The following is a 24,574-nucleotide window of genomic DNA, read 5'->3' as shown; positions in this document are numbered from 1 at the left end:
GGGGCCGCGTCATGACGAGGCGATCCACACGGCGACGGCGATGATCACGATGTCCACGGCCAACTGCGCGAGGGAGCCTCGGGTGAAGGCACCGCGTACTCCGGAGAAGCGCCGCCCGTTCTCGGCGATGGCGGTGAGGCGCCGCGTCATCTCGCCCACCCGGCCGGGGAACCCCACGAGGCCGCCCTCAGGCGACCCCTCGGTGCCGGACCGGCCAGGGTCCCTCGCCCCCGCGGGCAGGCGGGCGGTCTCCAGCTCGCCTCTCAGGCGCAGGAGTTCCAGTCGCGTCGAGGCGAGCGTCTCGGAGACCTGGAACGTGGCGGTGTCGCCCTCGGGGGCCCGGGAATGGTAGAGCCCCAGGTAGGCGAACACCGCCCGGATCACCTCACGGAGCACGAACAGGGCGAGGACGGCCCACAGAACGATCTCTGTCATCCGTCTGCACCCCGCATGTGGAGGAGGAGCATCGTGTCACTTCTTCCCTCTGCTGGAGCCGCCCTTATTGTGCCAACCGGTGAGCCTCGACCGGTTCCCCTGGTTCCGCGGCTCTCCCGCAGACCCCAGTCTCTTCTTCACTGCCTTTTCGAGATCGAAGCCGGCGAGAGCCGCCCCCTCTCGTTCCTCCCCGGCCGTCTTCTCCAACTTGACCACCCGGGGATCGGCCTTGACCTGGTCGGTGACCTGTTTGAGCGCGTCGCCCCCACGCTTGATGTCGCTGGTCACCCGTTTGACCTCGTTGTTCACCCGGCGCTGGAGCTCGGCGGCCCGCTGGGCGATGTCCTGGTAGGGCCGTCCCTCCTCCTCGACCCGCGCGGCCAGCTGTTCCAACTTCCTGTTCTCGTCTTGGAGGGGCAGCAGGGCCGCCCTTTCGGGAGCGAGCTTGTTCTCCTCGCCCTGGATCTGCTCCCGGAGAGCGGCCACCCTCTCCGAGGGGACGAAGCCTCCCTTGTGGCCCAGGAGCTCCATCTCATCGGCCCGGTCCCGGCCGGTGACGATCTCGTCGCGGAACTTCTCGACCGCCTGGGGCCTCATCTCGCTCAGCGGAATCTTGGTTCCGGGAACGTATTTCATCTCCCTGGTCTCAGCCCCGAACAGGAGAAACTTCTTGCGTTTGGGGATCTCGCCCTTCTCGAAATAGTTCCGGCGCAGCCGCGTGTTCTGCGACCTGCGGAATTCGGAGACCGCGATGACCAGTCCGGCGGCGGCGAAGATTCCCAGGGCCGTGGCCGCGGCCCAGGGGGCGACGTCCAGGAATCTCAGCAAAGGCCCCAACGGCGGCATCGCGTTCTCCTTCCTCAGGATCCACGCTTCCAACGGCCATCCCGCGCACTCCAGGGGATTTCAGGTGGAAGTTAGCAGTATTGCGGTGAGGTGCGACATTCCGGGTTTCACCCTCCGGTTAAGGCGGGCAGCCCTCCATCACCGACATCGCGTTTCTTCACCTCGCCGGCCCGGTTCCGGGGACGGGCGGGCCCGGCCCCTGTCCGGAACCGGCCAGGGAGCCAGGGCTAATCGTCGCGCAGCGACTCGTCCATGGCGGTGACGAGTTCACCGCCGGGATCCATGTCGAGGTTCCACAGCATGAGGCCGCCCAGGTCCATATCGCGGACGTAGGCCCCTTTGAGGGCGACGACCTCGGGGGTGTCGTAGGTCCACCACTCGTCGCCGTCGTAGATCCAGTAGGCGCCGTTCACCGGGTCGAAGAAACGCTGTCCCGGACGCTGCTGGAGGTCGGCGTAGGCGTCGGTGCCCTCGCCGTAGTCGCCGTCGGCGGGCCCCGTGGCCGGGGCGTGGCGTCCGAAGTTCTCCGAGCCGACCCCGCTCCAGCCCCGCCCGAAGCCCGGGAAGCCCAACACCAGCTTGTCGGCGGGAAGCCCGTAGTCGAGGTAGGTGCGTACCGCGAGGTCCGCGCTGGCCCGGCCGGCCGCGCCCTCGGGCGCGTAGAGCTGGGAGTGGTGCTGGGTCGTGTCGCTCCACGAGCCGGTGAAGTCGTAGCCCTGCACGGTGGCGAAGTCGACGGAGTCGAACAGCTCCGGCTCGTAGCCGGCCCGCATCAGCTCCGGATCGTGCGACAGCGACACCGACAGCGTGTACTCCTCGCCGGTCTCGTCCTCCAGCGCGTCGAGCTGTCGGCGGAACTCCTGGACCAGCAGGGTGAAGTTGCGCTTGTCCTCGGGACGCTCGGTGTTGTCGGGATGGCCCCCGCCCCCCGGCCACTCCCAGTCGAGGTCGATGCCGTCGAAGACACCCGCGGCGGCTCCGTCGCCCCCTTGGGGCTCGCCGCCCATGCGGGGGAAGTCCCCGCGCAGCCACAGGTCGATACACGAGGACACGAACCGCTCGCGTGACTCCTCGGTGAGCGCGGCGTCGGAGAAGTGATCGGACCAGTTCCACCCCCCCAGGGAGATGCTGGCGCCGAGCTCGGGGTGTTCGCCGCGGAGCTTGCGCAGCTGGTTCAGGCTGCCGGACAACGGCTGATCGTAGTCGTCGGCGCGTCCGTCGACGCTGTCGGCCGCGGAGTAGCGGCGCTGGTAGATCTCCCACGCCTGGGAGGAACCGGCCGGGATGTGGCAGGTGCCTTGGGCGCTGACGTCGCCGAAGGCCCACATCACGCGGGTCAGGCGGGCCGCCGCCCCGCTGTCGTCGACGTCCTTGATCCGAAATCCCCGGTTGGCGGTGTTCCAGTCGGCGAAGTAGCCGATGCGCTGTGGCTGACCCCCGAAGATGCCCGGACGCCCTTCGACCACCGTGGCGGCGCCGAACAGCAGTCCAGCCACCCCGACGATCGCCACGACGCCGAGGAGCATGTTCCTGTGTCGGGGGCCCCCGCGCGAGGGGCGATGTTGGTGGGCTGCCTTCACAGTTGAACGTTAGCCCGGGTGAGGCGAACAGCACAGTACGTTACCGGGAGTCGGCCGGTACGGGCCGACACCGGCCGACTCGGAACTCCCCCACGTCACGCGACGTTCCCCGGCGCCTCAGTCGAGGTAGTCGTGGAGCATCCGCACCTTCGAGGGCTGGCGGAGCTTGGCCAGCGTCCTGGCCTCGATCTGGCGGATGCGCTCGCGTGTCACCCCGAACTCCCGCCCCACCTCCTCCAGGGTGTGCGGGTGCCCGTCCGCCAGACCGAAACGCAACCGGATGATGCGGCGCTCACGGTCGCCGAGCCCGTCGAGGAGGAGGCCCAGTTGGTCCTGGAGCATGAGGAAGGCCGCCGCCTCGGCGGGAACGACCGCGTCGGAATCCTCGATGAAGTCCCCGAAGTCGGACTCCTCGTCCCCGATCGGCGCCTGCAACGAGACCGGTTCCTGGGCGATGCGCTGGATCTCCTGCACCCGATCGTCCCCCACCCCGAGTTCGCGGGAGAGCTCGGCCGGGGTCGGCTCGCGGCCCAGCTCCTGGTGGAGCCGCCGCCGCGCCCGGACGAGCTTGTTGATGGTCTCGACCATGTGCACGGGGATGCGGATGGTGCGGGCCTGGTCGGCGATCGCCCGGGTGATCGCCTGGCGGATCCACCAGGTGGCGTAGGTGGAGAACTTGTATCCCTTGGTGTAGTCGAACTTCTCGACCGCGCGGATCAGGCCCAGGTTCCCTTCCTGGATGAGGTCGGGGAAGAGCAGCCCGCGTCCGATGTAGCGTTTGGCGATCGACACGACGAGGCGCAGGTTGGCCTCGATCAGCCTCCGCTTGGCGCGTTCGCCGTCATGGACCAGCGTGGAGAGGTCCCTGGTCTCCTCCTCGGTGCCCGGAGTCGCCGTATCGAGCTTGTGGCGGGCGTACAGGCCGGCCTCGATCGATTTGGCGAGCTCGACTTCTTCCTCCGCCGTGAGGAGCGAGACGCGACCGATCTCTCGCAGGTAGATGCGCACCAGGTCGCCGGTGGGGGCCCGCCGAGAGGGATCGGGGTCTGGAGCCGGCTCCTCGGCACCGGGGTCGACGACCTCGACCCCACGCCGGGCGAGATCGCGGACCACGTCCTCCAATGCCTCGGGTGGAACGTCCAGGCGGTCCAGGACGGAGGCGACATCGGTCATCGAGACCGATCCGCCGCTTTTCTCGCCCGCGACCATTTCCACCACCTGCTGGATCGGTGGCATTTCGCTTGTCAGAACCGAAAGAGCCACACCCCCAGTGTGCCCCCTCATACAGCGCGGCAGAGAGAACTATTTTTGTCACCCTTGTGTCAGGTGTCACCCACCGTGCGTTCCCGCATCTGCCTTTTCTGCTGCTCAACCGCCATGAGTTCGCTGAATACCCGCTGGTAATCCTCGGCCTCGGTGATCGGGTCGAGACGACCAAGGCGTGATTTCAGGTTTGTGACCCGGCGGTTGATGGAATGAATTTTGATCGTGCCCAGGATTTCGTTCGCGTACCGCTCGTCAACCTCTCCATAGACCTCGATCGGTTCCACGGCCAATTGTGTGACGAACTCGCGTTGCACCTCGTTGGGTGCGGCCTCGCGCAGCCGGAGCGACCACTGCGCCGGGTCATCGGCGGCGGCGACGCCCCCCTGCGCGCGGATGAGCTCGACCATCGCCCGGTGCTGGGGGACGGTGAACGTCTCGGCGTCCAGCCGGTCGAACTCCAGCGCCAGTGAGGGGTGCTGCACGGCCAGTTTGAGCGCGAGCCGTTCCCTCTGGAGCGAGGGGTCGCGCAGGTCGTAGGAGGAGGCGTCGTGGTCGGGCCGGGAAGGGCGGACCGGTGCGGCCTGCCTGCGGTCACCGTCACGGACGCCGCGGGCCAGTTGGTGGACGCGGCGCAGCACGAACCGCTCGTCCATCAGCCCCGTCCACTTGTCCAGGTTGAGCCCGTAGAACTTGCGCACGCCCTCGTGGCGGATGCTCGCCACGATCGGCGCCGCCGCCTCGAAGGCGGCCATCCGCCCCTCCGGGGTGTCGAGGTTGTGCCCCTGGATGGCGCTGCGGATCACGAACTCATACAGCGGCTTCTTGGCCGCGATCAGGTCCCGCACGGCGCCGTCTCCCTGTTGGATGCGCAGGTCACACGGGTCGAGGCCGTCCGGCTGCACGGCGACGAAGGTCTCGCTGGTGAAACCGTGCTCTTCGGCGAAGGCGCGCAGCGCCGCCTTCTGTCCGGCCGCGTCACCGTCGAAGGTGAAGACGACCTCGCCCCCGAACTCCGAGCGACCCAGCAGCATCCGGCGCAGGATCTTCATGTGCTCGCTGCCGAAGGAGGTGCCGCAGGTGGCGACCGCGGTGGTGACCCCGGCGAGGTGACAGGCCATGACGTCGGTGTAGCCCTCGACGATGACCGCCTGACGCTGCCGGGAGATCTCGCGTTTGGCGAGGTCGAGCCCGTAGAGCAGGTGGCTCTTCTTGAAGAGCGGGGTCTCCTGGGTGTTGAGGTACTTGGGTCCGTCGTCGTCGGGGTCGAGCTTGCGCGCGCCGAACCCCACCACCTCGCCGGTGACCTCGCGCACCGGCCACACCAGCCGGTTGCGGAACTTGTCGTAGGGGCCGCGCCGCCCCTGGCTGGCCAGCCCGCCGAGGATGATCTCCTTGTCGGTGAAGCCTTTGCCGCGCAGGTACGTGGTGAGCGCCTCCCAGCCGGCGGGAGCGTAACCGACGCCGAAGTGCTCGGCGTCGGCGCGGGTGAACCCGCGCTCGCTGAGGAAGCGGCGCGCCTCTTGGGCCTGGGGCGTCAGTAGCTGCTCGGCGTAGAACGCGGCGGCGGCCTGGTGGGCCTCCAGCAGGCGTTGACGCTGTCCCTGCTCGTTGCGGGGCACGTACCCGCCCTGCTCGTAGCGCAGCTGGATACCGGCGCCCCGGGCGAGGTTCTCGACGGCCTCGACGAAGCTCAGGTGCTCGATCTTCTGGACGAAGGCGATGACGTCGCCGCCCTCGCCGCACCCGAAGCAGTAGAAGAGCCCCCGGGAGGGGGTGACGTTGAACGACGGGGACTTCTCGTCGTGGAAGGGGCACAGTCCCTTGAGAGAGCCTCCCCCGGCGTTGCGGAGCTGCAGGTACTCCCCCACCACTTCGGCGATCGGGGAGCGCTCGCGGACGAGCGCGACGTCTTCGTCTCGGATTCGGCCGGCCACATGGGAAGTCTATTGACGTCGGTGGCCGCCTCGACCCCGCCCTGGTGGAGGGGTGGGGGGCGCGGGCCGGGAGGGGCGTTCGAACATCGACACGGCGGGCTCCGTCCCGGCCGTGGGACGGGGGCCGGGCGAGGGCCCGCTCCGGGTCGCCTTGCGGATGCCGGCGAGGCGCTGTTCGAAGCTGCGGCGTTCGCCGTACTCGCGTTCTCCGGGGGAGAGCACGAGGATCAGGACGAACAGGAGGGTCAACATGGCCAGGCCGACGAACAGCGGGAGGAAGAAGTCCATGCCGGTGGCCCCCTCCCCCGCGTGTTCGTGGACGTGGCCCTCCACCTCCTGCGCCATGACCACGTGGTCGGTCACCTCGATCGGGGTGATCTCGACCCCGAGCATCCCGGTGTAGTGCATCGCACTGACCGCCGCCCCCATGATGAGCGCGGCGACCACCCCACCACCGATCCCCGTGACGTAGAGCGCGGCCCACAGCGCGGCGGTGGAGGCGAGGATCCCGATGGCGACCGCGGCGGCGAGGAACTCCCAGCGGTGGGACATATGGGCGTCCATGCGCATCGACGCCATCCCCAGGTAGTGCATGCCGGCCACGCCCAGGCCGGTGATGAGCCCGGCGCCGAGCAGCGCGCCGACGCCCCGGCGGCGCATCCCGATGAGGGCCAGGCCGGCGCCGACGACCAGGACCGCCAGCAGGCCGCTGAGGACGGTGAGGAGGACGTCGTAGCGGATGGGGACCCCCGGGACGCGGAACCCGAGCATCGCGATGAAGTGCATGGCCCAGATGCCGATGCAGCCGATGGATACGGCCGCGCAGGCGAGCCATCCGGCGCGGGCCCGGCCGCCGACCGCCCGGGCCCGCGCCGTCATCGTCAGTCCGATGAAGGCGCCCAGACAGGAGACCGCGTAGGCGAGCGCGGGGGTCCACCACCCATAGGCGTAGTGCTCGACCTCTGCCATGGCGCCGTCCTTTCCGGACCCGGAGCGTCGACGTGACGCGAAGCGACGTGACGTCCGCCACGTCGGGGAGACCGAGCCTAGGACCTTCGCCCCTTGTCAGCTATATGTCGATATCTACTCTTTATGAAGTTCACCCGTTCTGAGATCCCAGGTCACCGAGGGTCCACGGGGACGAGCGGAAACATTCCGGCACGGGTGTGGTCCGGCCACCGGACCACACCCGCTCTCGGCTCATCCCCCGCCGGTGGGGGTCCGCGCGCGGACCCCACGCGCCGACCGGTCCTGCGGCGGCTCCCCGCCGACCCCCCGCGCCGACACCCGGTCCATGACCGACCGGCCGACCCGGTTCTTGTTGTAGATGTCGAAGGCGACCGCGGCCAGCAGCACCAGCCCCTTGATGGCCTGCTGCCAATCGGCGCCCAGGCCGATCAGGGACATGCCGTTGTTCATCACGCCCATGACGAGCGCTCCGACGACGGCGCCCACCACGGTCCCCACACCGCCCGACGCCGAGGCCCCGCCGATGAACGCCGCGGCGATCGCGTCGAGCTCGAACATCGTCCCGGCGCGCGGCGTCGCCGCGTTGAGCCGGGCCATGAACACCAGCCCCGCCAGCGCCGACAGCGTTCCCATGGTGACGAAGACCCAGAAGGTCGTGCGCTGGGTCTTCACCCCCGAGAGCATCGCGGCCTTCTCGTTCCCGCCGACCGCATAGACATGACGTCCGACCGTGGTGCTGTTCATGACGAAGGAGAACACGACGATGAGCGCGACGAGCAGCACACCGACCACCGGGACGCCATTCTCGATCGCCAGGACGTAGGCGAAGGCCATGACGACCACGACGAGGGCGATCGTCCTCGCCCAGAACAGGGCCGCCGAGCCGACCTGCAGTCCGTGACGCCGGCTGCGCGCCCGCGCCCGCAGCCGGCTCCACACCAGCGCGGCGCAGGCCAGCGCGCCGAGCACGAGCGTCAGGACGTGGATCTGTCCGCCGAACACGTCGGGGAGGTAGCCCGAGCCCAGTGCGCGCAGCGAATCGGGCAGGGGACCGATCGACTCCCCGCCGAGGACGATCATGGTCGCGCCGCGGAAGACGAGCATTCCGGCGAGCGTGACGATGAACGCGGGGATGCGCACGTAGGCGATCCAGAACCCCTGCCAGGCGCCGACGAGCGCGCCCATCCCCAGGGCGAGCACGATGACGAGGGGAACGGGCAGGTCCCAGCTCGTCAGCATCACCGCCGAGACCGCACCGACGAAGGCCACCACCGAGCCGACCGACAGGTCGATGTGCCCGGTGACGATCACCAGCATCATGCCGATGGCCAGGATCAGCACGTAGCTGTTCTGCATGATGAGGTTGGTGATGTTGATCGGGCGCAGCAGCAGTCCGCCGGTCAGGACGCTGAACAGGACGACGATGGCCACGAGGGCCATCAGCATGCCGTACTGCCGGACGTTTCCACGTTGCAGTTCCCTCAGGGCACTCATCGATCCCCGCCCTTCGTCGCGGTCATGAGTTTCATCAGCGGCTCCTGGGCGGCGGCGGCGCGCGACAGCTCACCGGTGATGCGCCCCTCGTTCATGGCGTAGATCCGGTCGCACAGCCCGATCAGCTCGGGCAGTTCCGAGGAGATCACCAGGACGCTGCGCCCCTGCCTGGCCAGTTCATGGATGATCAGGTAGATCTCGTACTTGGCGCCGACGTCGATCCCGCGCGTCGGCTCGTCAAGGATGAGCAGCTCCGGCTCGGTGAACACCCATTTGGCGAGGGCGACCTTCTGCTGGTTGCCACCGCTGAGGTTGCCCACCTGCTGGAACACGTCACGCGCCTTGACCCCCAGGCGCTCGCGCAGCCGCTCGGCCAGCACGATCTCGCGGCCGGGGTCGATGACCGCGCGCGAGGCGACCTGGCGCAGGCCCGCCAGTGTCATGTTGCGCCGGACGTCCTCGCCGAGGATCAGCCCGAGCTCCTTGCGGTCCTCGGGAACGTAGGCGATGCCCGCGGCGATGGCGTCGCCGACGGTGCGCACGCGCATCTCGTGCCCGTCCTTGCGCAGCGTCCCGCGGACGTAGCGGCCGTAGGAGCGGCCGAACAGGCTCATCGCGAACTCGGTGCGCCCGGCCCCCATCAGACCGGCGATCCCGACGATCTCGCCGTGTCGGATGTCGATGTCGACGCCGTCGACGACCCGTCGGCCGGCCTGGTCGGGGTGGTCCACGGTCCAGTCGCGGACCTCGAAACGGACCTGCCCGGCCCGGCCCGTGCGTTCGGGGTAGCGGTGGTCGAGGTCGCGGCCGACCATGCCGCGGATGATGCGGTCCTCGCTCACCTCTCCCCCGGCCGTGCTCAGCGTCTCGATCGTCCGGCCGTCGCGCAGGACGGTGATGGTGTCGGCGACCCGGGTGACCTCGTTGAGCTTGTGGGAGATGAGGATGGAGGTGACGCCCTGGCGTTTGAGGTCCAGGATCAGGTCGAGCAGGTCGGCGCTGTCGTACTCGTTGAGCGCCGAGGTCGGCTCGTCCAGGATCAGCAGCCGCACGTCCTTGGCGAGGGCCTTGGCGATCTCGACGAGTTGGCGGCGGCCGACCCCCAGGGCGGCGACCGGGACCGTGGGGTCCTCGTCGAACCCCACCCGCCGCAGCAGCGTCCGGGCCTCGGCGACCGTGCGGTCCCGGTCGAAGATCCCCCGGGCGCGGGTCCGCTCGTTGCCCAGGAAGACGTTCTCCGCCGCCGAGAGCTGGGGGACGAGCGCGAGCTCCTGGTGGATGATGGCGATGCCGGCGGCCTCACTGTCGCGGACGTCGCGAAAGGCGCGGACCTCGCCGTCGACGAGGATGTCGCCGCCGTAGGTGCCGTGGGGGTAAACCCCGCTGAGGACCTTCATCAGGGTCGACTTGCCGGCCCCGTTCTCGCCCATCAGGGCGTGGACCTCGCCGCGCTCGACCGTGAGGTCCACGTTCTCCAGCGCCTTGACGCCGGGGAACTCCTTGCTGATCCCGCGCATGCGCAGGATGGCGTCGGGCATGTCGGTCTCCTTACCGTTCGCCGGGCCGTCGCGCGGCGTCAGCCCCGCAGTTCCTCGGCGGTGTAGTAGCCGCCATCGATCAGCACCTCCTCGTAGTTGTCGGCGTCCACCGAGACGGGTTCGAGCAGGTAGGCGGGGACGACCTTGACCCCGTTGTCGTAGCTTTCGGTGTCGTTGACCTCGGGCTCCTCGCCCTTGACGACGGCGTCGGCCATGTTCGCCGCGACCCTGGCCAGTTCCCGGGTGTCCTTGAACACCGTCTGGGTCTGCTCACCGGCGATGATCGACTTCAGGGAGGCGACCTCGGCGTCCTGCCCGGTGATGACGGGCATCGGCCTGTCCTCGCCGCCGTAGCCGACGCTCTTGAGCGCGGAGATCACGCCGATGCTGATGCCGTCGTAGGGCGACAGCACGGCGTCGAGCCGTTCGGTGGAGTAGTTGGCGCTGAGGAGGTTGTCCATGCGCGCCTGGGCGGTGGCCCCGTCCCAGCGCAGCGTCGCGATCTGCGACATCGTGGTCTGTCCGCTGCGCACCTCCAGCACACCGGAGTCGATGTAGGGCTGGAGCACCGACATCGCCCCGTCGTAGAAGAAGTAGGCGTTGTTGTCGTCGGGCGACCCGCCGAACAGCTCGATGGTGAAGGGGCCCTCCTCCTCGGCGAGGCCCAGCGCCTCCTCGATGTAGGTGGCCTGGAGGACGCCCACCTGGAAGTTGTCGAAGGTCGCGTAGTAGTCGACGTGCTCGGTGCCGCGGATCAGCCGGTCATAGGAGATGACCGGGATGTCCTGGTCTGCGGCCTGCTGGAGGACGTCGGTCAGCGCCTCCCCGTCGATCGCGGCGATGACGAGGGCGTCGACGCCCTTGGTGATCATGTTCTCGATCTGGGAGACCTGGGTCTCGACGACGTCCTCGGCGTATTGCAGGTCGGCGCCGTACCCGAGCTCCTCGAAGTGCTCCACCATGTTGGCTCCGTCGTCGACCCAGCGCTCGGAGGACTGGGTCGGCATGGCGATGCCGACCGTCCCGTTCTCCCCGCTGGTCCGGGCGGCGTCACCCACCGCGCAGGAGGACAGCAGCAGCGCGGCGCCGGCGAGCAGCGCGCCCAGTGGCTTGACGTTCATGTGCGCTCCACACTTTTCGGGATGCGCCCGGCCGCGCGGACCGGGCGGGAGGGACTGTGAGAGGGCGTGCGGGTCAGGAGCGGGCCGTGGCCAGTTCGATGACGCTCCACGACACCGGGGGCAGGACGATGTTGAGTCTTCCCCCGTCGAGCCGGACGTCCTTGTTGTCGCGCGGGGCGACACGGTCGGGATGCCGGGCGGTGTTGTAGGCGTAGACGTCGGTGTCGGAGAGGGTCAGGCAGCGGGTGACCCGCTCGGCGGCCAGGCCGCGCGTGTCCACGTCGAGGCTGACCGGGGAGTCGGTGGACCGGTTGACGACGAAGATCGCCGCGGTCGCGGCCTCGGCGTCATAGGTGGCGACGGCGTCGATGACCGGCACCTCGCCGTAGCGCGCGGTCTCGTGTGTCGGGCAGGTCGGTTCGACCCGCAGCACCTGGCCGGCCGCCGCGGCGGCGGTCCGGGCGAAGGGGTGGAAGATGGTCTGACGCCAGGCGGGCCCGCCCGGCTCGGTCATGATCGGCGCGATCACGTTGACCAGTTGGGCCTGGCTGGCCGCGGTGACCCGGTCGCTGTGGCGCAGCAGCGAGATGAGCAGACCGCCCACGACAACGGCGTCGGCCAGGTGGTAGCGGTCCTCGATGACGCGGGGCGCCACCGGCCAGTCGGTGCGCGGCTGCTGCGCCTGGTGCCGGCTGAGGTACCAGACGTTCCACTCGTCGAAGGAGAGCATGATGCGCTTCCGGTTGCGCAGGCGCGCCCCCACCGCGTCGGCGATGGAGATGACGGAGTCGGCGAAACGGTCCATCTCGACCCCCGAGGCGAGGAAGCTCGCGAGGTCCCCGTCACGCTCCTCGTAGTAGGCGTGCAGCGAGATGTAGTCGACCTGGTCGTAGGTGTGCTCCAGGACGGTGGCCTCCCACGCGCCGAAGGTCGCCATCTCCGGTCCGGAGCTACCACAGGCGACCAGTTCCAGGTCGGGCTGGGCCATGCGCATCGCGCGGGCCGTCTCGGCGGCGAGCCTGCCGTACTCGTCGGCGGTCTTGTGGCCGACCTGCCAGGGGCCGTCCATCTCGTTGCCCAGGCACCACATGCGGATGCCGTAGGGTTCGGCCGCCCCGTTGGCGACGCGCTGGTCGGACAGGTGGGTGCCGGCGGGATGGTTGGCGTACTCGAGCAGGTCCAGGGCCTCCTGCACGCCTCGCGTGCCGAGGTTGACGGCCATCATCGGCTCGACGCCGGCCTTGCGGGTCCAGCGCATGAACTCGTCCAGGCCGACCTCGTTGGTCTCCAGGCTGTGCCAGGCGAGGTCACGGCGGACCGGACGTGACGCGCGCGGCCCCACGCCGTCCTCCCACCGGTAGCCGGAGACGAAGTTGCCGCCGGGGTAGCGCACGGTCGTCACCCCGAGTTCGCGGGTGAGTTCGAGGACGTCGCGGCGGAACCCGTCGGCGTCGGCGGTGGGATGGTCGGGTTCGTAGATGCCGGTGTAGACGCAGCGTCCCATGTGCTCGACGAACGAGCCGAACGTGCGGCGGTGGACGGGGGCGATCCGCAGGGCCGGATCGAGGGGGAAGGATGCGTTCAGCACGGTGCGCTCTCCTCTGGGGACGGGGAAGGGGACGGTTACGGCTGGGGCCAGCCGTCGGGGGACCAGCGCAGGGGTCGAAGACCGAGCCGGAAGTCTCCGCCCGCGTCGGCGTCGTAGTAGTGGTAGGCGAGGTATCCACCGGAGACCGACTGGCCTCCGGGGCCGATCCGCGACCCGGAGCTCGCCAGGATCACCGTGCCGCCTCCCGCCAGCAGGGGACGGCCGTCACGGTCGTGGTAGGGGCCGGTGACCGCGCGGGAGCGGCCCACCGCGATCCGGTAGGTGCTGGCGCTGCCCTGGCAGCAGCTGTCGAGGGAGACGAACAGGTAGTACCAACCGTGCCGCTCGACGATGTAGGGCGCCTCGATCGCGTTGGGGGGTTCGCCGCGGTCGGCGATGCGCAGCGGTTCGCCCTGGCCCGCGGCCGGCTTGCCGTCGGGCCAGTGCAGGCGCAGCATGCGGATCCCGCTCCAAAAGGAGCCGAACGCCATCCACGGCGTCCCCTCGGCGTCCTCCACGACGCCGGGATCGATCGCGTTGTAGTCGTCGCCGGGGAAGGACTCGGTGACCTTGCCCCGGTCGATCCAGGCGTAGTCGGGGTCGCGGGGGTCGAGCGTGGTGTTGGTGGCCAGCCCGATCAGCGACCGGTTGGAGCCGAACGTCGAGGCGGAGTAGTACAGGTAGTAGGTGCCGTCGTGTTCGTAGACCTCCGGCGCCCACAGGTTGGTGACGCCGGGGATCTCCTCGGCGAGCCAGGCGGGTTTGTCCGCCCAGACGGTCCCCTCGTAGGTCCAGGTGCGCCCGTCAGGCGAGGAGCGGATCTGGATGTTGCCGTCGCCGACCGCCGGATCGCCCGTGGAGAAGACGTACCAGTCCTCCCCCGCCTCGCCTTTGACGAGGGCGGGGTCGTGGACGCGCACGTCCCCGTCGAGCCGGTCGGCCGCGCGCGGCTGCGGCGCCGCGTGCGCGGGGGCCAGGGGGGAGACCGTCAGGACCGCGGCGGCGAGCGCGGCCGCCGTCGTGAGGAATCTGCGTTTCATCGGGACCCTCCTTCGCGGGGGCTCACTTGAGGCCGGCGTCGGTGACCCCGCGCACGACCTGGCGTTGGAAGAGCAGGAAGACGACGAGCAGCGGCAAAGCTCCAAGCACGGCCGCCGCCATGTTCTGCGCGTACTGGATGCCGTAGGCGCCCTGCACGCTCCCCAGGCCGACCGGGACGGTCATCAGGGCGGGGTCGGTGGCGGCGATGAAGGGCCACAGGAAGTTGTTCCAGGACTGGACGAAGGTGAAGATGGCGACGGCCGCGAGGATCGGCCCCGACATCGGCAGCACGACGCTCCACAGGATCCGCGGGTGGCCGGCGCCGTCCAGGCGGGCGGCCTCCTCGTAGTCACGGGGAATGGCGTCGAAGAAGCGTTTCAGGATGAACACCATGACCGGGGCGACGACCTGTGGCAGCGCCACACCCCAGTAGGTGTCGACCAGGCCGAGGAAGGTCATCTCGTCGAACAAGGGGACGATGAGGACCTGCGGTGGCACCAGGATGCCCGCGAGGAACAGCGCGAACAGCGCCCTCCTGCCGGGGAAGCGGGTCTTGGAGAAGGCGTAGGCCGCCAGCACGCACACCATGAGGGTGAGCACGGTGACCACCGTGGAGATGACGGTGCTGTTGACGAGCCAGCGTTGGAGGTCGCCACGGGCGAGGACGAGCCGGTAGGCCTCCAGGGTGGGCTCCAGCGGCAGCCAGCGGATGGGCACGGCCGTCGTCTCCCCCTCGGGTTTGAGCGAGGTGAGCACCGCCCAGACCAGAGGGATCAACCACACGACGGCGAGAACGAGGGCGGACACGGTGACCATGGCGCCGCCCGCGGTGATCCGCGGGCGCGGCCTGCTCCCCTCCGTGGCGCCGCGGGAGGGACGGAGGGTCGCGGTGGGGGCGCTCATGCGCTCTTCCCCTTCCCGGAGAACAGCCGGAACTGGACGAGGGAGACCACGACGATCACCGCGAAGAGCAGGTAGGAGATCGCCGAGGCGTAGCCGATGCGCAGACCGGTGAAACCGCTGTCGAAGATGTAGCCGATGATGGGGCGGGCCGCGTAGTCGGGGCCTCCCGCACCGGCCGTCATCAGGTAGGCCTGGTCGAACAGCTTCAACGAGGCCACCAGTTGCAGCGTCACGATCAGGGCGGTGGTGCGGTGCAGCAGGGGCAGCGTGATGTGGCGGAACCGCTGCCAGGGGTTCACGCCGTCGAGGGCCGCGGCCTCGTAGACGTAGGCGGGGATGCCCTGGAGCGCGGCCAGGTAGAGCAGGAAGTTGAATCCGACCGTCCACCACACGGTGGTGATGGCGATCGCGACCAGCACCGTGTCCTTGTCGGTGAGCCAGTTCACCTCGGGCAGCCCGACCGCCTGGAGCGCGCCGTTGACCATGCCGAACCCCGGCTGGTAGAGCCAGGTCCAGATGAGCGTCACCACGGCGACCGGCAGCAGGAACGGGGCGAAGAAGGAGAAGCGCAGGAACCAGCCCAGGCGTGAGACCCGGTGGGTGAGCAGGGCCATGCCCAGGGCGATGAGGACCAATGGGGGCGTGCTGATGAGGGTGAACAGCAGGGTCACCCACAGCGACTGCCACACCGCGGGATCGCCCAGCATCTCGCTCCAGTTGGCCAGGCCCACGAAGGAGGAGCCGGCCCGGCCGAGGCTGCGATCGGTGAAACTGGTCCACAGGCCGGCGAGCATCGGCCAGACGAGGAAGACGGCGAACAGGACGGTGAAGGGGAGGACGAACCACAGGCCGGCCCAGGAGGACACGTGGCGAGTGCGGGCACGGCCCCCGGGCGGGGCCGGGGACACGGCGCGCGCCGCTTCCGGCGGCGCGATGTCGGTGGACGGGGTCATGTCGGACTCCAAGGGGGATGGCGGGCCCGGGTCACACCGGCGCGGGGGTCTCGATGAGCTTGCGGGTGGCCCGTTTGAAGGCGTCGAGGGCCCGCTCGGGCGTCGTGGAACCGTTGTGGACGCCCGCGAACAGGGAGCTCGCCTCGTTCTGTAGTTGCGCCGCCGAACCGCTGAACCACGCCTCGGGGTCGAACTGGACGTTGACCGCCGCGTCGCGGTAGTCGGCCTGCGGTTCCAGGCGGGCGTACTCGGCGCTCTCGGTCACCGGCAGGTAGGCGGGGACGTGTCCGCCGCCGGCCCAGGTGATGCTGTGCTTGAGCATCCACGCCGCGTACTCCACGGCGGCGCGCACCGCCGCGTCGTCGCGGGTCCTGCGGTGGGGCAGCACCAGCGCGTGGGAGTCGCCCTGGCCCAGTTCGTCGCCGTACAGACCGGGGAAGGGACGCATTCCGAAGTCCATCCCCGCCGCCTGGGCGGTGGCGATCTCCCAGTTGCCGGCGAACATGAGCCCGCAGATGCCGTTGACGAAGTTCGCCGGGGTGCCGGGGGCGTCCGACGCCGAGGGCGCCAGCCCCTCCTCCGAGACCCGGCGCAGGAAGTCGAGGGCCTGGAGCGCCTTGTCGTCGTCGATGCCCACGTCCCCGTCGAAGGTCATCTCGCCGCCGAGTTGGCGGTACAGGGACCAGAACTGGCGCCAGGCCCCCGTGGTGTCCATGACGACCCCGTAGCCTCCGGTGACGTCCTTGACCGCGGCGAGCAGGTCGAGGAATTCCTCGACGCCGTCCGTCTCGATGAGCCGCCCCTGCGGGTCGAGCACGCCGGCCCGCGCGCAGATCTCGCGGTTGTAGTAGGTGACGACCAGGTGGGTGTCCAGCGGGATCGCGTACAGCTCGCCGTCGACCGTGCACTTGTCCCAGACGTTGGGCAGGACGGTGTCGGGGGTGACGCCGTACTCGGCGAGCAGCTCGACGGGGATCGGGTCGATCAGGGTGCCCGGTCCCATGCCGCGCAGCCGGGACAGGTGCAGGGTGGCGACGTCGAAGGCCCGGCCGCCCGCGGCGCCCATCGCGAACTTGGTGTAGAAGGGGTTGCCCCACAGGTAGGTGGTGGGGCGGAAGTCGATCTGGGGGTGCTCCCTCTGGTAGGCGTCGTGCATCTCGACCATGCGGACGCCGTCGCCGCCGGTGAACAGGTTCCACTGACGCAGGACGGTCCGGGACTCGCCGACCGTGGCGATGCCGCCCCCACAGCCGGCCAGCCCGATCCCCGCGGCGGTGAGGGCTCCCGCCAGGAACCCGCGCCGCCCGATGGCCGGCGCGGGGGCCGGGAGCGGCGTTTCTTCTGTGCGCATGGCATCTCCTCTGCCTGGTGATGCGCCGTAGGTGCGGCCGTCCCCCGGGGGCCGCGGTGCGGGGTGCGCGAGGCACCCCCTCGGGTGTGTGACTCGGACACAGCCGGAGCCCGGCGCGGGCCGGAGCCCGCGCCGGACCGGTCAGACCTGGACCAGCTCGATACCGGTCAGGGTGCACAACGCCGCCCAGTCGGCGGCGATCCGGCCGAGGTTCATGACCATGTGGTGGGTGCCGCCGGCCCGCAGCCAGGCGTCCATGCAGCCGCGGACTCCGCTGTCGGGACGGAACTGGCCGTAGGGCATCTCCAGGGCCGGCAGCTCCTGGGAGTCCAGTACCTCGCCCTCGGCCACGACCAGCCGGAACCGCTCGCCGCCGAGGTAGACCAGGGACGCGAGCGTCGCGGGGCCCGGCTGGATGCGGAACAGCAGGGTGGGCGGGTCGTCGAGGCGGCCGATGCCCAGCGGGCGCTTGATCAGCCGGATCGGCTCGTCGGAACGCGCGACCCTCCAGTTGCCCTCGCCCATGTGGCTCATGAGGATGGAGTCACTGGGGAAGTCCATCGCGTACATCTCGGTGAAGTGCCCGTCTCCGGCGAGCTGGTGCCCCGCGTAGACGATGGACGCGGCGAGCACGTCGCCCTCGCCGGCGAACCCGTACCCCTTGGCCATGAGGCTGGAGGCCGAGGCCATGGGCAGCCGGGCGAACCGCCCGTCCTCGGCGATCGCGTCGAAGTGGGTGGAGTAGGCGCCGATGCCGCGCCGGGCGAGAATCCGCTCGATCGCGATCTGCATGCGCGCGTGGTCGCCGCGTTCCTCCTTGGACAGGCGCGGGTCGACGTCGAACCGCTCGTCCTCCCAGGCCATCAGCTCCTCGACGGCGGAGTCGGGCAGTTCCTGTACGGTGCGGTGCAGCTCGCCGGGGGCGATCGCGACGACCTCGGGGCCGAGCCTGCGCAACAGGGCGGACTCGTCCACGCGGGCGTCGCCCATGCCGTTCATCGCGTACCCGAACACGCCGACCTTCAGCGTCTTCCACGCGGTGACCGCCCGCGCGGCGCGCGCCCAGCGGCCGACCCGCTCGACGAAGGCGTCGTCGTTCCACTCGCCGGTGACCACCTCGAAGGGCAGGCCGGCGCGGACCATCGCGTTGGCGGTGTCCTGCGCGCCGTGGATGCCCTGGTTGTAGGTCATGTCGTCCATGTCCCAGGCCGGCGTCACCGCGGGGTCGGGCTGGACGTTGGCCAGGCACACCGGAAGGCGCATCCCGGCGAAGAGCCGGGCGGCCCGCAGCGACGGCGCGTAGGTGAGCATCACGATCAGGACGCCGTCGAGGTCGGCGTCCTCGAACGCGCGGACCGCGCGCTCGGTCTCCTCCCGGCCCTTCACCGGCCCGCCGACGACGCACTCGGCGACGCCGGAGAGACGCTGGGCGATGTCACGCGCGTAGCCGGCCTGGCGTTGGGTGATCCCCGGGATCATGTGGTCGTAGAGCTCCTGCATGATCCCGAGAACCCCGATGCGGGGCAGACGGTCGGTCACGAACCGGCTCCTTCCGTGGTGTCGTCGGCGGCCCGCTGGCCGTAGACGTTCTGGTAGCGGTGGTAGAGGGCGTCGACGTGCTCGGGCGCCAGCGGTTCGACGGGACCGTGGACGCGGGCCAGGTGGACGGTGCGCGCGACGTCCTCGCACATCACCGCGGCCTTGACCGCCGACCGGGCGTCGCGGCCGATCGTGAAGACCCCGTGGCTGCGCATGAGCACGGCGGGCGAGCGGTGTCCCGTCAGCGTCGCGACGATGCCCTTGCCGATGTCGTCGCCGCCGATCAGCGCGAACGGCCCGACGGGGATCTCGGCCCCGAACTCGTCGGCCATGGCCGTGATGGCGCACGGGATCGCCTCGCCGCGCGCCGCCCAGGCGGTGGCGTAGGGACTGTGGGTGTGGACGACCCCGCCGACCTCGGGCATCTCGCGGTAGACATAGGCGTGTGCGGCGGTGTCGCTGGAGGGGGCGTAGGCGCCGTCGACCACGGTTCCGTGAAGGTCGGTCACGACCATCGATTCGGGGGTGAGGTCGTCGTAGAGCACTCCGCTCGGTTTGATGACGATGAGGTCGGTTCCCGGCACCCGGGCGGAGATGTTTCCGCTGGTCCAGGTGACCAGGCCCCAGCGCACGAGTTCGTCGTGCAGGGCGCAGACCTCGCGGCGTAGTCGGTCGACGCTGTCGGTGGGCACGGTCGTCGGCTCCTTCCGTGGCCGGTGGCCGTCAGGGGGTTCGGGGTCAGCCGGGGGTGACCCGGTTGCGGATGCGGCGCAGGCGGTGCAGCGCCCCGTCGCCGCCGCGGCCGAAGTGGTCGTGGAGGTCGGTGTAGATCGCGTAGAGCTCGTCGTAGGCGTCGGCCCGCTCCGGGTCCGGCAGCACGGCCGCCTCGCGGACCCGGCCCATCGCCGCTGAGGCCGCGTGGATGTCGGGATAGGCTCCGGCCGCGACGGCGGCGTGGATCGCGGCGCCCAGGGCCGGCCCCTGGTCGGAGACGATGGTGTTGAGGGGGCGGCGCAGCACGTCGGCGTAGACCTGCATGACGAAGGGGTTGCGCACCAGCCCTCCGGCGACCGTGAACTCGGTGACCGTGACTCCGGAGGCGTCGAAGGCGTCGACGATGGTCCGCGCGCCGAAGGCGGTGGCCTCGACGAGGGCCCGGTAGATCTCCTCGGGCCGGGTGGCCAGGGTGAGCCCGGCGATGACGCCGGACAGGTCGTGGTCGACGAGGACCGACCGGTTCCCGCTGTGCCAGTCCAGGGCGACCAGTCCGTGGCCGCCGACCGGCTGGCCCGCGGCCTTGGCGGAGAGCAGGTCGTGGATCGAGACGCCGAGCTCGCCGGCCTGGCGGACGTAGTCGTCGGGCACCGAGGTGTCGGCGAACCAGCCGAAGATGTCGCCGACCCCGCTCTGCCCCGCCTCATATCCCCACAGCCCCGGCACGATGCCATCGCGGACCACGCCGCACATGCCGGGCACCTCGGCGAGGACGTCGGAGTTCATCACGTGGCAGGTGCTGGTGCCCATGACCGCGAGCATCTGGCCGGGGGCGACCGTCCTGGCCGCGGCGGCGGTGACGTGGGCGTCGACGTTGCCCACGGCCACGGCGATGCCCTCCGGCAGCCCGGTCCACTCGGCCGCGCGCGAGGTGAGCCCTCCCGCGCGTCCGCCGAGCTGGGAGAGCGGATGGGCCAGCTTGTCCTCGACGAATCCGGCGAAGTCGGGATGGAGTGCGGCGAGGTAGCCGCGGTCGGGCCAGGCGCCGTCCTGGTGGATGCCCTTGTAGCCGGCGGTGCAGACGTTGCGCGTCTCGCGGCCGCACAGTTCCCAGACGATCCAGTCGGCCGCCTCGATCCAGCGGTCGGTGCGCTCGTAGATCTCCGGATCCTCGCGGAGGACCTGGAGCGCCTTGGCGAACTCCCACTCCGAGGAGATGCGGCCGCCGTAGCGGGCCAGCCACCGTTCCCCCCGCTCGCGGGCGACCTGGTTGACGAGGTCGGCCTCGGGCTGGGCGGCGTGGTGCTTCCACAGTTTGGGGTAGGCGTGCGGGCGGTCGGTGTAGTCGGGCAGCTCGCACAAGGGGGTTCCCTCGGCGGTGACCGGCAGCACGGTGCAGGCGGTGAAGTCGGTCCCGATCCCGATGACCTGGTCGGGGGCGACCCCGCTGGCCGCCAGGGCCTCGGGGACGGCGCGGCGCAGTACCTCGCGGTAGTCCTCGGGGAGTTGGAGCGCGGTGTCGGGTGGGAGCCGTCGCGTTGATCCGGGCAGCGTCTGGGAGATGACGCCGTGCTTGTAGGGGCAGACGGCGCTGGCGAGTTCGGCGCCGTCGGAGACCCTGACGACCACGGCGCGGCCGGACAGTGTCCCGAAGTCGACCCCGATCACCACGGGAGTCACATTGTTAGCGTTAACATCAGGAGACACGGGGGTTCCCCTCCTCATGGGGTCATCTGAGCTGCACGGGAGCGGTACTGGCCCGCACCACCAGTCGGGCCGGAACGACGTCGCGGAGGTCCTCCTCCGTCTCCGTCGCACCGGCCGACCCCTTCCGCGCGCGCCGGTCGATCTGGTCCACGAGCAATCGGATGCTGCGACGTCCCACGTCGCTGAAGTTCTGCCACACGGTGGTCAGCGGCGGGGTGAAGAACTCCGCTTCGGGAACGTCGTCGAACCCGGCCACGCTGACCTCTTCGGGAATCCGGATCCCCGCCTCCCCCAGCGCCCGCAGCACTCCCAGCGCCATCTGGTCGTTGGCCACGAACACGGCGGTGATGCGGGGGTCCTCGGCCAGGCGCAGCCCGATCTCATACCCCGAACGCGGGCTCCAGTCGCCGCGGAGCGGTTCGGGGATCGGCGCCCCGGCGGCCTCCAGCGCCTCGCGCCAGCCCTGGACCCGCCCTTCGGCCTCCAGCCACTCCATCGGGCCGGCGACGTGGTGGACCGTGCGGTGGCCGAGTCCCAACAGGTGCTCGGTGACGGCGCGGGCCCCACCGACCTGGTCCACGCACACGACGGGAAGGCCCGGGGCCCGACCGCCCTCCACCGCGACCAGGGGCCTGGCCACCGACACGTCCGTCAACGACTCCACCGCGGCGCGCTGCGGCGCGATCACGATGCAGCCCTCGACCGACTGTTCGGCCAGGTAGTCCAGTGCCTCGCGGACGGAGGCGCGGGAGATGTCGGTGAGCGTGACGATGCTGACGAAGTAGCCGGCCTCCCGGGCCGCTCGTTCGATCCCCGACAGCGTGCTCGCCGGCCCGTAGAGGGTGGTGTCGAAGGTGACCACGCCGAGGACGTTGGTCCGCCGGGTGACCAGGGCGCGGGCCGAGGAGTTGCGGTGGTAGCCCAGTTGTTCGATGGCGGCCTGGACCCGCGCCTGGGTCTCGGGGCGGACGTTGGGATGGCCGTTGAGCACGCGGGAGACGGTCTGGTGGGACACCCCCGCGAGCCGGGCGACATCCGCCATGACCGGGCTGCGGCCGTTCTCGGAGGACATGGGCGATCGACACCTCGTGAAGTTTCCGTTAACGCCGGTGTGACGTGAGCTACATTGTTAGCGCTAACAAACGAGGCGTCAAGGGGTTCGGGTTATCTGGATCACACCGCCTGGACGGCGGCGCGCGCCCTTCCCCGGTGCCGCGCGCGGCCGGTCATCCCACCAGCCGGCGGTGCCAGGCCAGCGCCGAGGTGTCGGTCAACGACGCCACCTGGTCGATTACCACCCGCAGCGCCGCGGCGTCACCGGGCGCGTGCTCGTAGTCCGCCCGGAAGGGCTCCTCCAACGTTCCCGGGGCGCCCAGCCAGATCGCCGCGACGAGCTCGGCGATCACCTCGCGCTCCCGCGCCTGGTACTCCAGCGCCTCCGAGCGCGCCATGACGTAGTGGACGGCGACCGCCTTGAGCAGGGCGCACTCCAACAGCCGACGACGCGGCACGACCAGCGTCGCGGCATAACGGCTGAGCGGTCCGGGACCGTGGACGCGACGGGTGGCCGCCTCCGCGGCCCTGCGGAAACGGCCGATGAGCTCGCTGGTGAGGTTCTTCAGCGCGGCGAGCGAGCGCAGGTCGCCGGTGTAGCGGTCCGGCCAGAAGGGTTCGGCCAGCAGCGCGTCGAAGACCTCGGCCAGCTCGGCGGGCGAAGCGTCGGTGTAGGCGCGCGCGGCGATCGCGCAGACCTCGGCGCGCTCGGTCGCGCTGCGCAACGCCGCCAATTGGATCAGGCCCGCGTGGATCCCGTCCTCCAGGTCGTGAACGGAGTAGGCGACATCGTCGGCCCAGTCCATGACCTGGGCCTCCAGGCAGGTACGGGTGCCCGGCGCCCCCTCGCGCACCCAGGCGAAGACCTCGGCGTCGTCGGGATAGTGGTTGAACTTGTTGCCGGCGGCCCCCTTCGCGCCGCGCGCCCAGGGGTACTTCAAGGTGGCGTCGAGGGCGGCGCGGGTGAGGTTGAGGCCGGCGCTGCGTCCCCCCTCGGTCACGACCTTGCCCTCCAGGCGGGTCAGCAGCCTCAGGCTCTGGGCGTTGCCCTCGAAACCGCCGCACTCCCGCGCCGCGGCGTCGAGCGCGGACTCGCCGTTGTGGCCGAACGGCGGATGTCCCAGATCGTGGGCGAGGCAGGCGGTCTCGACCAGATCCGGGTCGCATCCCAGCGCACCGCCGAGCTCACGGCCGATCTGGGCGCACTCCAGCGAGTGGGTGAGCCGGGTCCGCGGGAAGTCGCCCGCCCCCGGGCTGACGACCTGGGTCTTGGCCGCGAGCCTGCGCAGCGCGAAGCTGTGCAGGACGCGGGCGCGGTCGCGTTCGAACGGGCCGCGGGCGCGGTTCTTGGGTGGTTCGAGGACCCAGCGCCGCAGGTCGTGGTCGGCGTAGCCGGGCGGGGCGGCCCCGGCGGTCGCGGTCATGGCTTGGTCCCGGATTCGCTCGTCGTGCTCAGGCGGCGTCGACCTGCAACGACGAGCTGTCGCCGAAGATCCAGTAGTACCAGAGGGACGCCGTCTCGCGGGTGATGTACCACAGCTGGGTCCGGCGCTCCTGGACCGCCGGACCGGAGCGGGCCGGCGAGGTGGCCGCCTCTATCCCGAAGTCCTCGGCCATGATGCGCGAGCGCAGTGAGTGCCACGGGTCGGTGACGATGACGGCGGTGGTCCAACCGTTCTGCTGGAACACCCCCGACACCGCGTCGATGCTCTGCAACGTGTCGCTTCCCCGGTCCACGGCGACGATCCGCTCTCCCGGAACGCCGTGGCGGATCAGCCAGTCGCGACCGCTGCCCGCCTCGGTGAAGTTGTCACCCGGCTGGTTACCGCCGACGGTGACCACGGTGGGGGCCACGCCCTCGGCGTACAGCTCCGAGGCGTGGGCCAGGCGGGCCTCGAAGATCGGCGAGGGACGTCCGTTGTACTGGCTGGCGCCCAGCACGATGATCGCGTCGGAGACGGGACGATCGTCCTGCCGCGCGGTGTACCACACCCAGGCCCAGGTGCCGCACGGCAACGCCACGGCGATCGCCAGCACCAGCGCGAGGATCCGTCCGACGGGCGGGCGCCGTCGGCGCGGGCGAGGCGTCCGGCCCCCGGACGGCGGGGGCGGGGCGTCCTCGGCCGTCGGGCGGGGGCGGCGCAGTTCGCGGGTGCGCCCCGGATCGCCGTCGGGCATCGTCCGGGTGAGCGTGCGGGTGGGCTCGCCCCCCGCCGGCTCCGTGGCGGGCCTGACCATGGTGCGGGTGCGGTCGGGGTCGCCGACCGTGGCCTCGACGTCGGCACGGACGAACCGTAGTGTCTCCTCCGCGCCGGGCGGGAGGCCTGGCCCGTCGTCCCCGCGCGGTTCCTCACCGGTTGCCCGCACGTCTCACCCCCTGAGTGGCTGTTGACCCGCCTGACGATAACCACAAACAGCTGCAAAAAGGAGTTTCGTCGGCGAAATCGGCGGTTCTTCGTCCCCGGCGAGCGCGGCGTCACGGACGCGGCGTTCGGGGCGCCGGTCTCGTTCATGCTACGAGAAGGTCACGGCGGTTTTTGTC

Annotated in this window: 20 protein-coding genes; all 20 read right to left on the bottom strand. The window is 70.3% G+C overall.

From position 1 onward, the window contains the following. Positions 1 to 9 precede the first annotated feature (9 nt). The 20 genes from B5D66_RS03950 to B5D66_RS03855 all read right to left on the bottom strand — a co-directional run bounded on the left by B5D66_RS03950 (position 10) and on the right by B5D66_RS03855 (position 24,399). Positions 10 to 435, bottom strand: a complete 426-nt coding sequence (locus B5D66_RS03950) for a hypothetical protein (RefSeq protein WP_078760221.1) — start codon at positions 433 to 435, stop codon at positions 10 to 12. Positions 436 to 471: 36 nt separating this feature from the next. Beyond that, positions 472 to 1,281 (bottom strand): hypothetical protein, encoded by an 810-nt coding sequence (locus B5D66_RS03945; protein WP_144389957.1) that lies wholly within the window; start codon positions 1,279 to 1,281, stop codon positions 472 to 474. 227 nt (positions 1,282 to 1,508) lie between these two features. Next, positions 1,509 to 2,807: a glycoside hydrolase family 18 protein gene (locus tag B5D66_RS03940; RefSeq protein ID WP_078760219.1), complete on the bottom strand. Its 1,299-nt coding sequence runs from the start codon at positions 2,805 to 2,807 to the stop codon at positions 1,509 to 1,511. A gap of 171 nt (positions 2,808 to 2,978) precedes the next feature. Next, positions 2,979 to 4,097, bottom strand: coding sequence for an RNA polymerase sigma factor RpoD (gene rpoD, locus B5D66_RS03935; RefSeq protein WP_144389956.1), 1,119 nt, complete (start codon positions 4,095 to 4,097; stop codon positions 2,979 to 2,981). A gap of 86 nt (positions 4,098 to 4,183) precedes the next feature. Further along, positions 4,184 to 6,061 carry a DNA primase gene (gene dnaG / locus B5D66_RS03930; RefSeq protein WP_078760217.1) on the bottom strand — a complete coding sequence of 626 codons (1,878 nt, stop codon included), beginning with the start codon at positions 6,059 to 6,061 and terminating at the stop codon, positions 4,184 to 4,186. Between the two features lie 9 nt (positions 6,062 to 6,070). Continuing rightward, positions 6,071 to 7,030, bottom strand: coding sequence for an MHYT domain-containing protein (locus B5D66_RS03925; protein ID WP_144389955.1), 960 nt, complete (start codon positions 7,028 to 7,030; stop codon positions 6,071 to 6,073). A 231-nt stretch (positions 7,031 to 7,261) separates the two neighbouring features. After that, a complete protein-coding gene (gene mmsB / locus B5D66_RS03920) occupies positions 7,262 to 8,524 on the bottom strand; it encodes a multiple monosaccharide ABC transporter permease (protein WP_078760216.1) in 1,263 nt (420 codons plus the stop codon). Further along, positions 8,521 to 10,062, bottom strand: coding sequence for a multiple monosaccharide ABC transporter ATP-binding protein (gene mmsA / locus B5D66_RS03915; RefSeq protein ID WP_200813509.1), 1,542 nt, complete (start codon positions 10,060 to 10,062; stop codon positions 8,521 to 8,523). The genes mmsB and mmsA overlap by 4 nt, the downstream gene beginning before the upstream one ends. 38 nt (positions 10,063 to 10,100) lie before the next feature. Continuing rightward, positions 10,101 to 11,183, bottom strand: a complete 1,083-nt coding sequence (gene chvE, locus B5D66_RS03910) for a multiple monosaccharide ABC transporter substrate-binding protein (RefSeq protein ID WP_078760215.1) — start codon at positions 11,181 to 11,183, stop codon at positions 10,101 to 10,103. Positions 11,184 to 11,256: 73 nt separating this feature from the next. Further along, on the bottom strand, positions 11,257 to 12,771 hold the full coding sequence (gene arfA / locus B5D66_RS03905) for an arabinosylfuranosidase ArfA (protein ID WP_200813508.1): 1,515 nt from the start codon (positions 12,769 to 12,771) through the stop codon (positions 11,257 to 11,259). A gap of 35 nt (positions 12,772 to 12,806) precedes the next feature. Further along, the gene (locus B5D66_RS03900) at positions 12,807 to 13,811 is read right to left on the bottom strand and encodes an arabinan endo-1,5-alpha-L-arabinosidase (protein WP_078760214.1); all 1,005 of its coding nucleotides are present in this window, start codon (positions 13,809 to 13,811) and stop codon (positions 12,807 to 12,809) included. 22 nt (positions 13,812 to 13,833) lie between these two features. Continuing rightward, positions 13,834 to 14,715 carry a carbohydrate ABC transporter permease gene (locus B5D66_RS03895; RefSeq protein WP_078760213.1) on the bottom strand — a complete coding sequence of 294 codons (882 nt, stop codon included), beginning with the start codon at positions 14,713 to 14,715 and terminating at the stop codon, positions 13,834 to 13,836. Continuing rightward, positions 14,712 to 15,668 carry a carbohydrate ABC transporter permease gene (locus B5D66_RS03890; RefSeq protein WP_078760212.1) on the bottom strand — a complete coding sequence of 319 codons (957 nt, stop codon included), beginning with the start codon at positions 15,666 to 15,668 and terminating at the stop codon, positions 14,712 to 14,714. Before B5D66_RS03890 ends, B5D66_RS03895 begins: the two co-directional genes overlap by 4 nt. A gap of 31 nt (positions 15,669 to 15,699) precedes the next feature. Continuing rightward, the gene (locus tag B5D66_RS03885) at positions 15,700 to 17,019 is read right to left on the bottom strand and encodes an extracellular solute-binding protein (RefSeq protein WP_078760211.1); all 1,320 of its coding nucleotides are present in this window, start codon (positions 17,017 to 17,019) and stop codon (positions 15,700 to 15,702) included. 141 nt (positions 17,020 to 17,160) lie between these two features. Beyond that, complete coding sequence (locus tag B5D66_RS03880) at positions 17,161 to 18,519, bottom strand: L-fucose/L-arabinose isomerase family protein (RefSeq protein WP_235000777.1); 1,359 nt, start codon at positions 18,517 to 18,519, stop codon at positions 17,161 to 17,163. A gap of 35 nt (positions 18,520 to 18,554) precedes the next feature. After that, positions 18,555 to 19,250, bottom strand: a complete 696-nt coding sequence (locus B5D66_RS03875; protein WP_078760209.1) for an L-ribulose-5-phosphate 4-epimerase — start codon at positions 19,248 to 19,250, stop codon at positions 18,555 to 18,557. Between the two features lie 46 nt (positions 19,251 to 19,296). Next, positions 19,297 to 20,943 (bottom strand): ribulokinase, encoded by a 1,647-nt coding sequence (gene araB / locus B5D66_RS03870; RefSeq protein ID WP_200813529.1) that lies wholly within the window; start codon positions 20,941 to 20,943, stop codon positions 19,297 to 19,299. 58 nt (positions 20,944 to 21,001) lie between these two features. After that, positions 21,002 to 22,051, bottom strand: a complete 1,050-nt coding sequence (locus B5D66_RS03865) for a LacI family DNA-binding transcriptional regulator (protein WP_200813507.1) — start codon at positions 22,049 to 22,051, stop codon at positions 21,002 to 21,004. Between the two features lie 154 nt (positions 22,052 to 22,205). Next, the gene (locus tag B5D66_RS03860; RefSeq protein WP_078760208.1) at positions 22,206 to 23,456 is read right to left on the bottom strand and encodes a deoxyguanosinetriphosphate triphosphohydrolase; all 1,251 of its coding nucleotides are present in this window, start codon (positions 23,454 to 23,456) and stop codon (positions 22,206 to 22,208) included. 28 nt (positions 23,457 to 23,484) lie between these two features. Further along, the gene (locus B5D66_RS03855) at positions 23,485 to 24,399 is read right to left on the bottom strand and encodes a YdcF family protein (RefSeq protein ID WP_235000725.1); all 915 of its coding nucleotides are present in this window, start codon (positions 24,397 to 24,399) and stop codon (positions 23,485 to 23,487) included. Positions 24,400 to 24,574: the final 175 nt, after the last annotated feature.

The sequence above is a fragment of the Marinactinospora thermotolerans DSM 45154 genome (assembly GCF_900167435.1).
Classification (GTDB): domain Bacteria; phylum Actinomycetota; class Actinomycetes; order Streptosporangiales; family Streptosporangiaceae; genus Marinactinospora; species Marinactinospora thermotolerans.
Note: the sequence above shows the minus strand (reverse complement) of the source record. Positions and strands in the feature narration are given on the sequence as shown.

What these genes read in the sequence shown, in the direction of transcription:
- B5D66_RS03925 (WP_144389955.1), bottom strand. Translation starts at nt 7,030, where the DNA reads ATGGCAGAGGTCGAGCACTACGCCTATGGGTGGTGGACCCCCGCGCTC.
- chvE (WP_078760215.1), bottom strand. Translation starts at nt 11,183, where the DNA reads ATGAACGTCAAGCCACTGGGCGCGCTGCTCGCCGGCGCCGCGCTGCTG.
- B5D66_RS03860 (WP_078760208.1), bottom strand. Translation starts at nt 23,456, where the DNA reads ATGACCGCGACCGCCGGGGCCGCCCCGCCCGGCTACGCCGACCACGAC.
- B5D66_RS03885 (WP_078760211.1), bottom strand. Translation starts at nt 17,019, where the DNA reads ATGCGCACAGAAGAAACGCCGCTCCCGGCCCCCGCGCCGGCCATCGGG.
- mmsB (WP_078760216.1), bottom strand. Translation starts at nt 8,524, where the DNA reads ATGAGTGCCCTGAGGGAACTGCAACGTGGAAACGTCCGGCAGTACGGC.
- B5D66_RS03945 (WP_144389957.1), bottom strand. Translation starts at nt 1,281, where the DNA reads ATGCCGCCGTTGGGGCCTTTGCTGAGATTCCTGGACGTCGCCCCCTGG.
- B5D66_RS03950 (WP_078760221.1), bottom strand. Translation starts at nt 435, where the DNA reads ATGACAGAGATCGTTCTGTGGGCCGTCCTCGCCCTGTTCGTGCTCCGT.
- B5D66_RS03890 (WP_078760212.1), bottom strand. Translation starts at nt 15,668, where the DNA reads ATGACCCCGTCCACCGACATCGCGCCGCCGGAAGCGGCGCGCGCCGTG.
- B5D66_RS03865 (WP_200813507.1), bottom strand. Translation starts at nt 22,051, where the DNA reads ATGTCCTCCGAGAACGGCCGCAGCCCGGTCATGGCGGATGTCGCCCGG.
- rpoD (WP_144389956.1), bottom strand. Translation starts at nt 4,097, where the DNA reads ATGCCACCGATCCAGCAGGTGGTGGAAATGGTCGCGGGCGAGAAAAGC.
- mmsA (WP_200813509.1), bottom strand. Translation starts at nt 10,062, where the DNA reads ATGCCCGACGCCATCCTGCGCATGCGCGGGATCAGCAAGGAGTTCCCC.
- B5D66_RS03900 (WP_078760214.1), bottom strand. Translation starts at nt 13,811, where the DNA reads ATGAAACGCAGATTCCTCACGACGGCGGCCGCGCTCGCCGCCGCGGTC.
- B5D66_RS03895 (WP_078760213.1), bottom strand. Translation starts at nt 14,715, where the DNA reads ATGAGCGCCCCCACCGCGACCCTCCGTCCCTCCCGCGGCGCCACGGAG.
- B5D66_RS03940 (WP_078760219.1), bottom strand. Translation starts at nt 2,807, where the DNA reads ATGCTCCTCGGCGTCGTGGCGATCGTCGGGGTGGCTGGACTGCTGTTC.
- B5D66_RS03880 (WP_235000777.1), bottom strand. Translation starts at nt 18,519, where the DNA reads ATGCAGGAGCTCTACGACCACATGATCCCGGGGATCACCCAACGCCAG.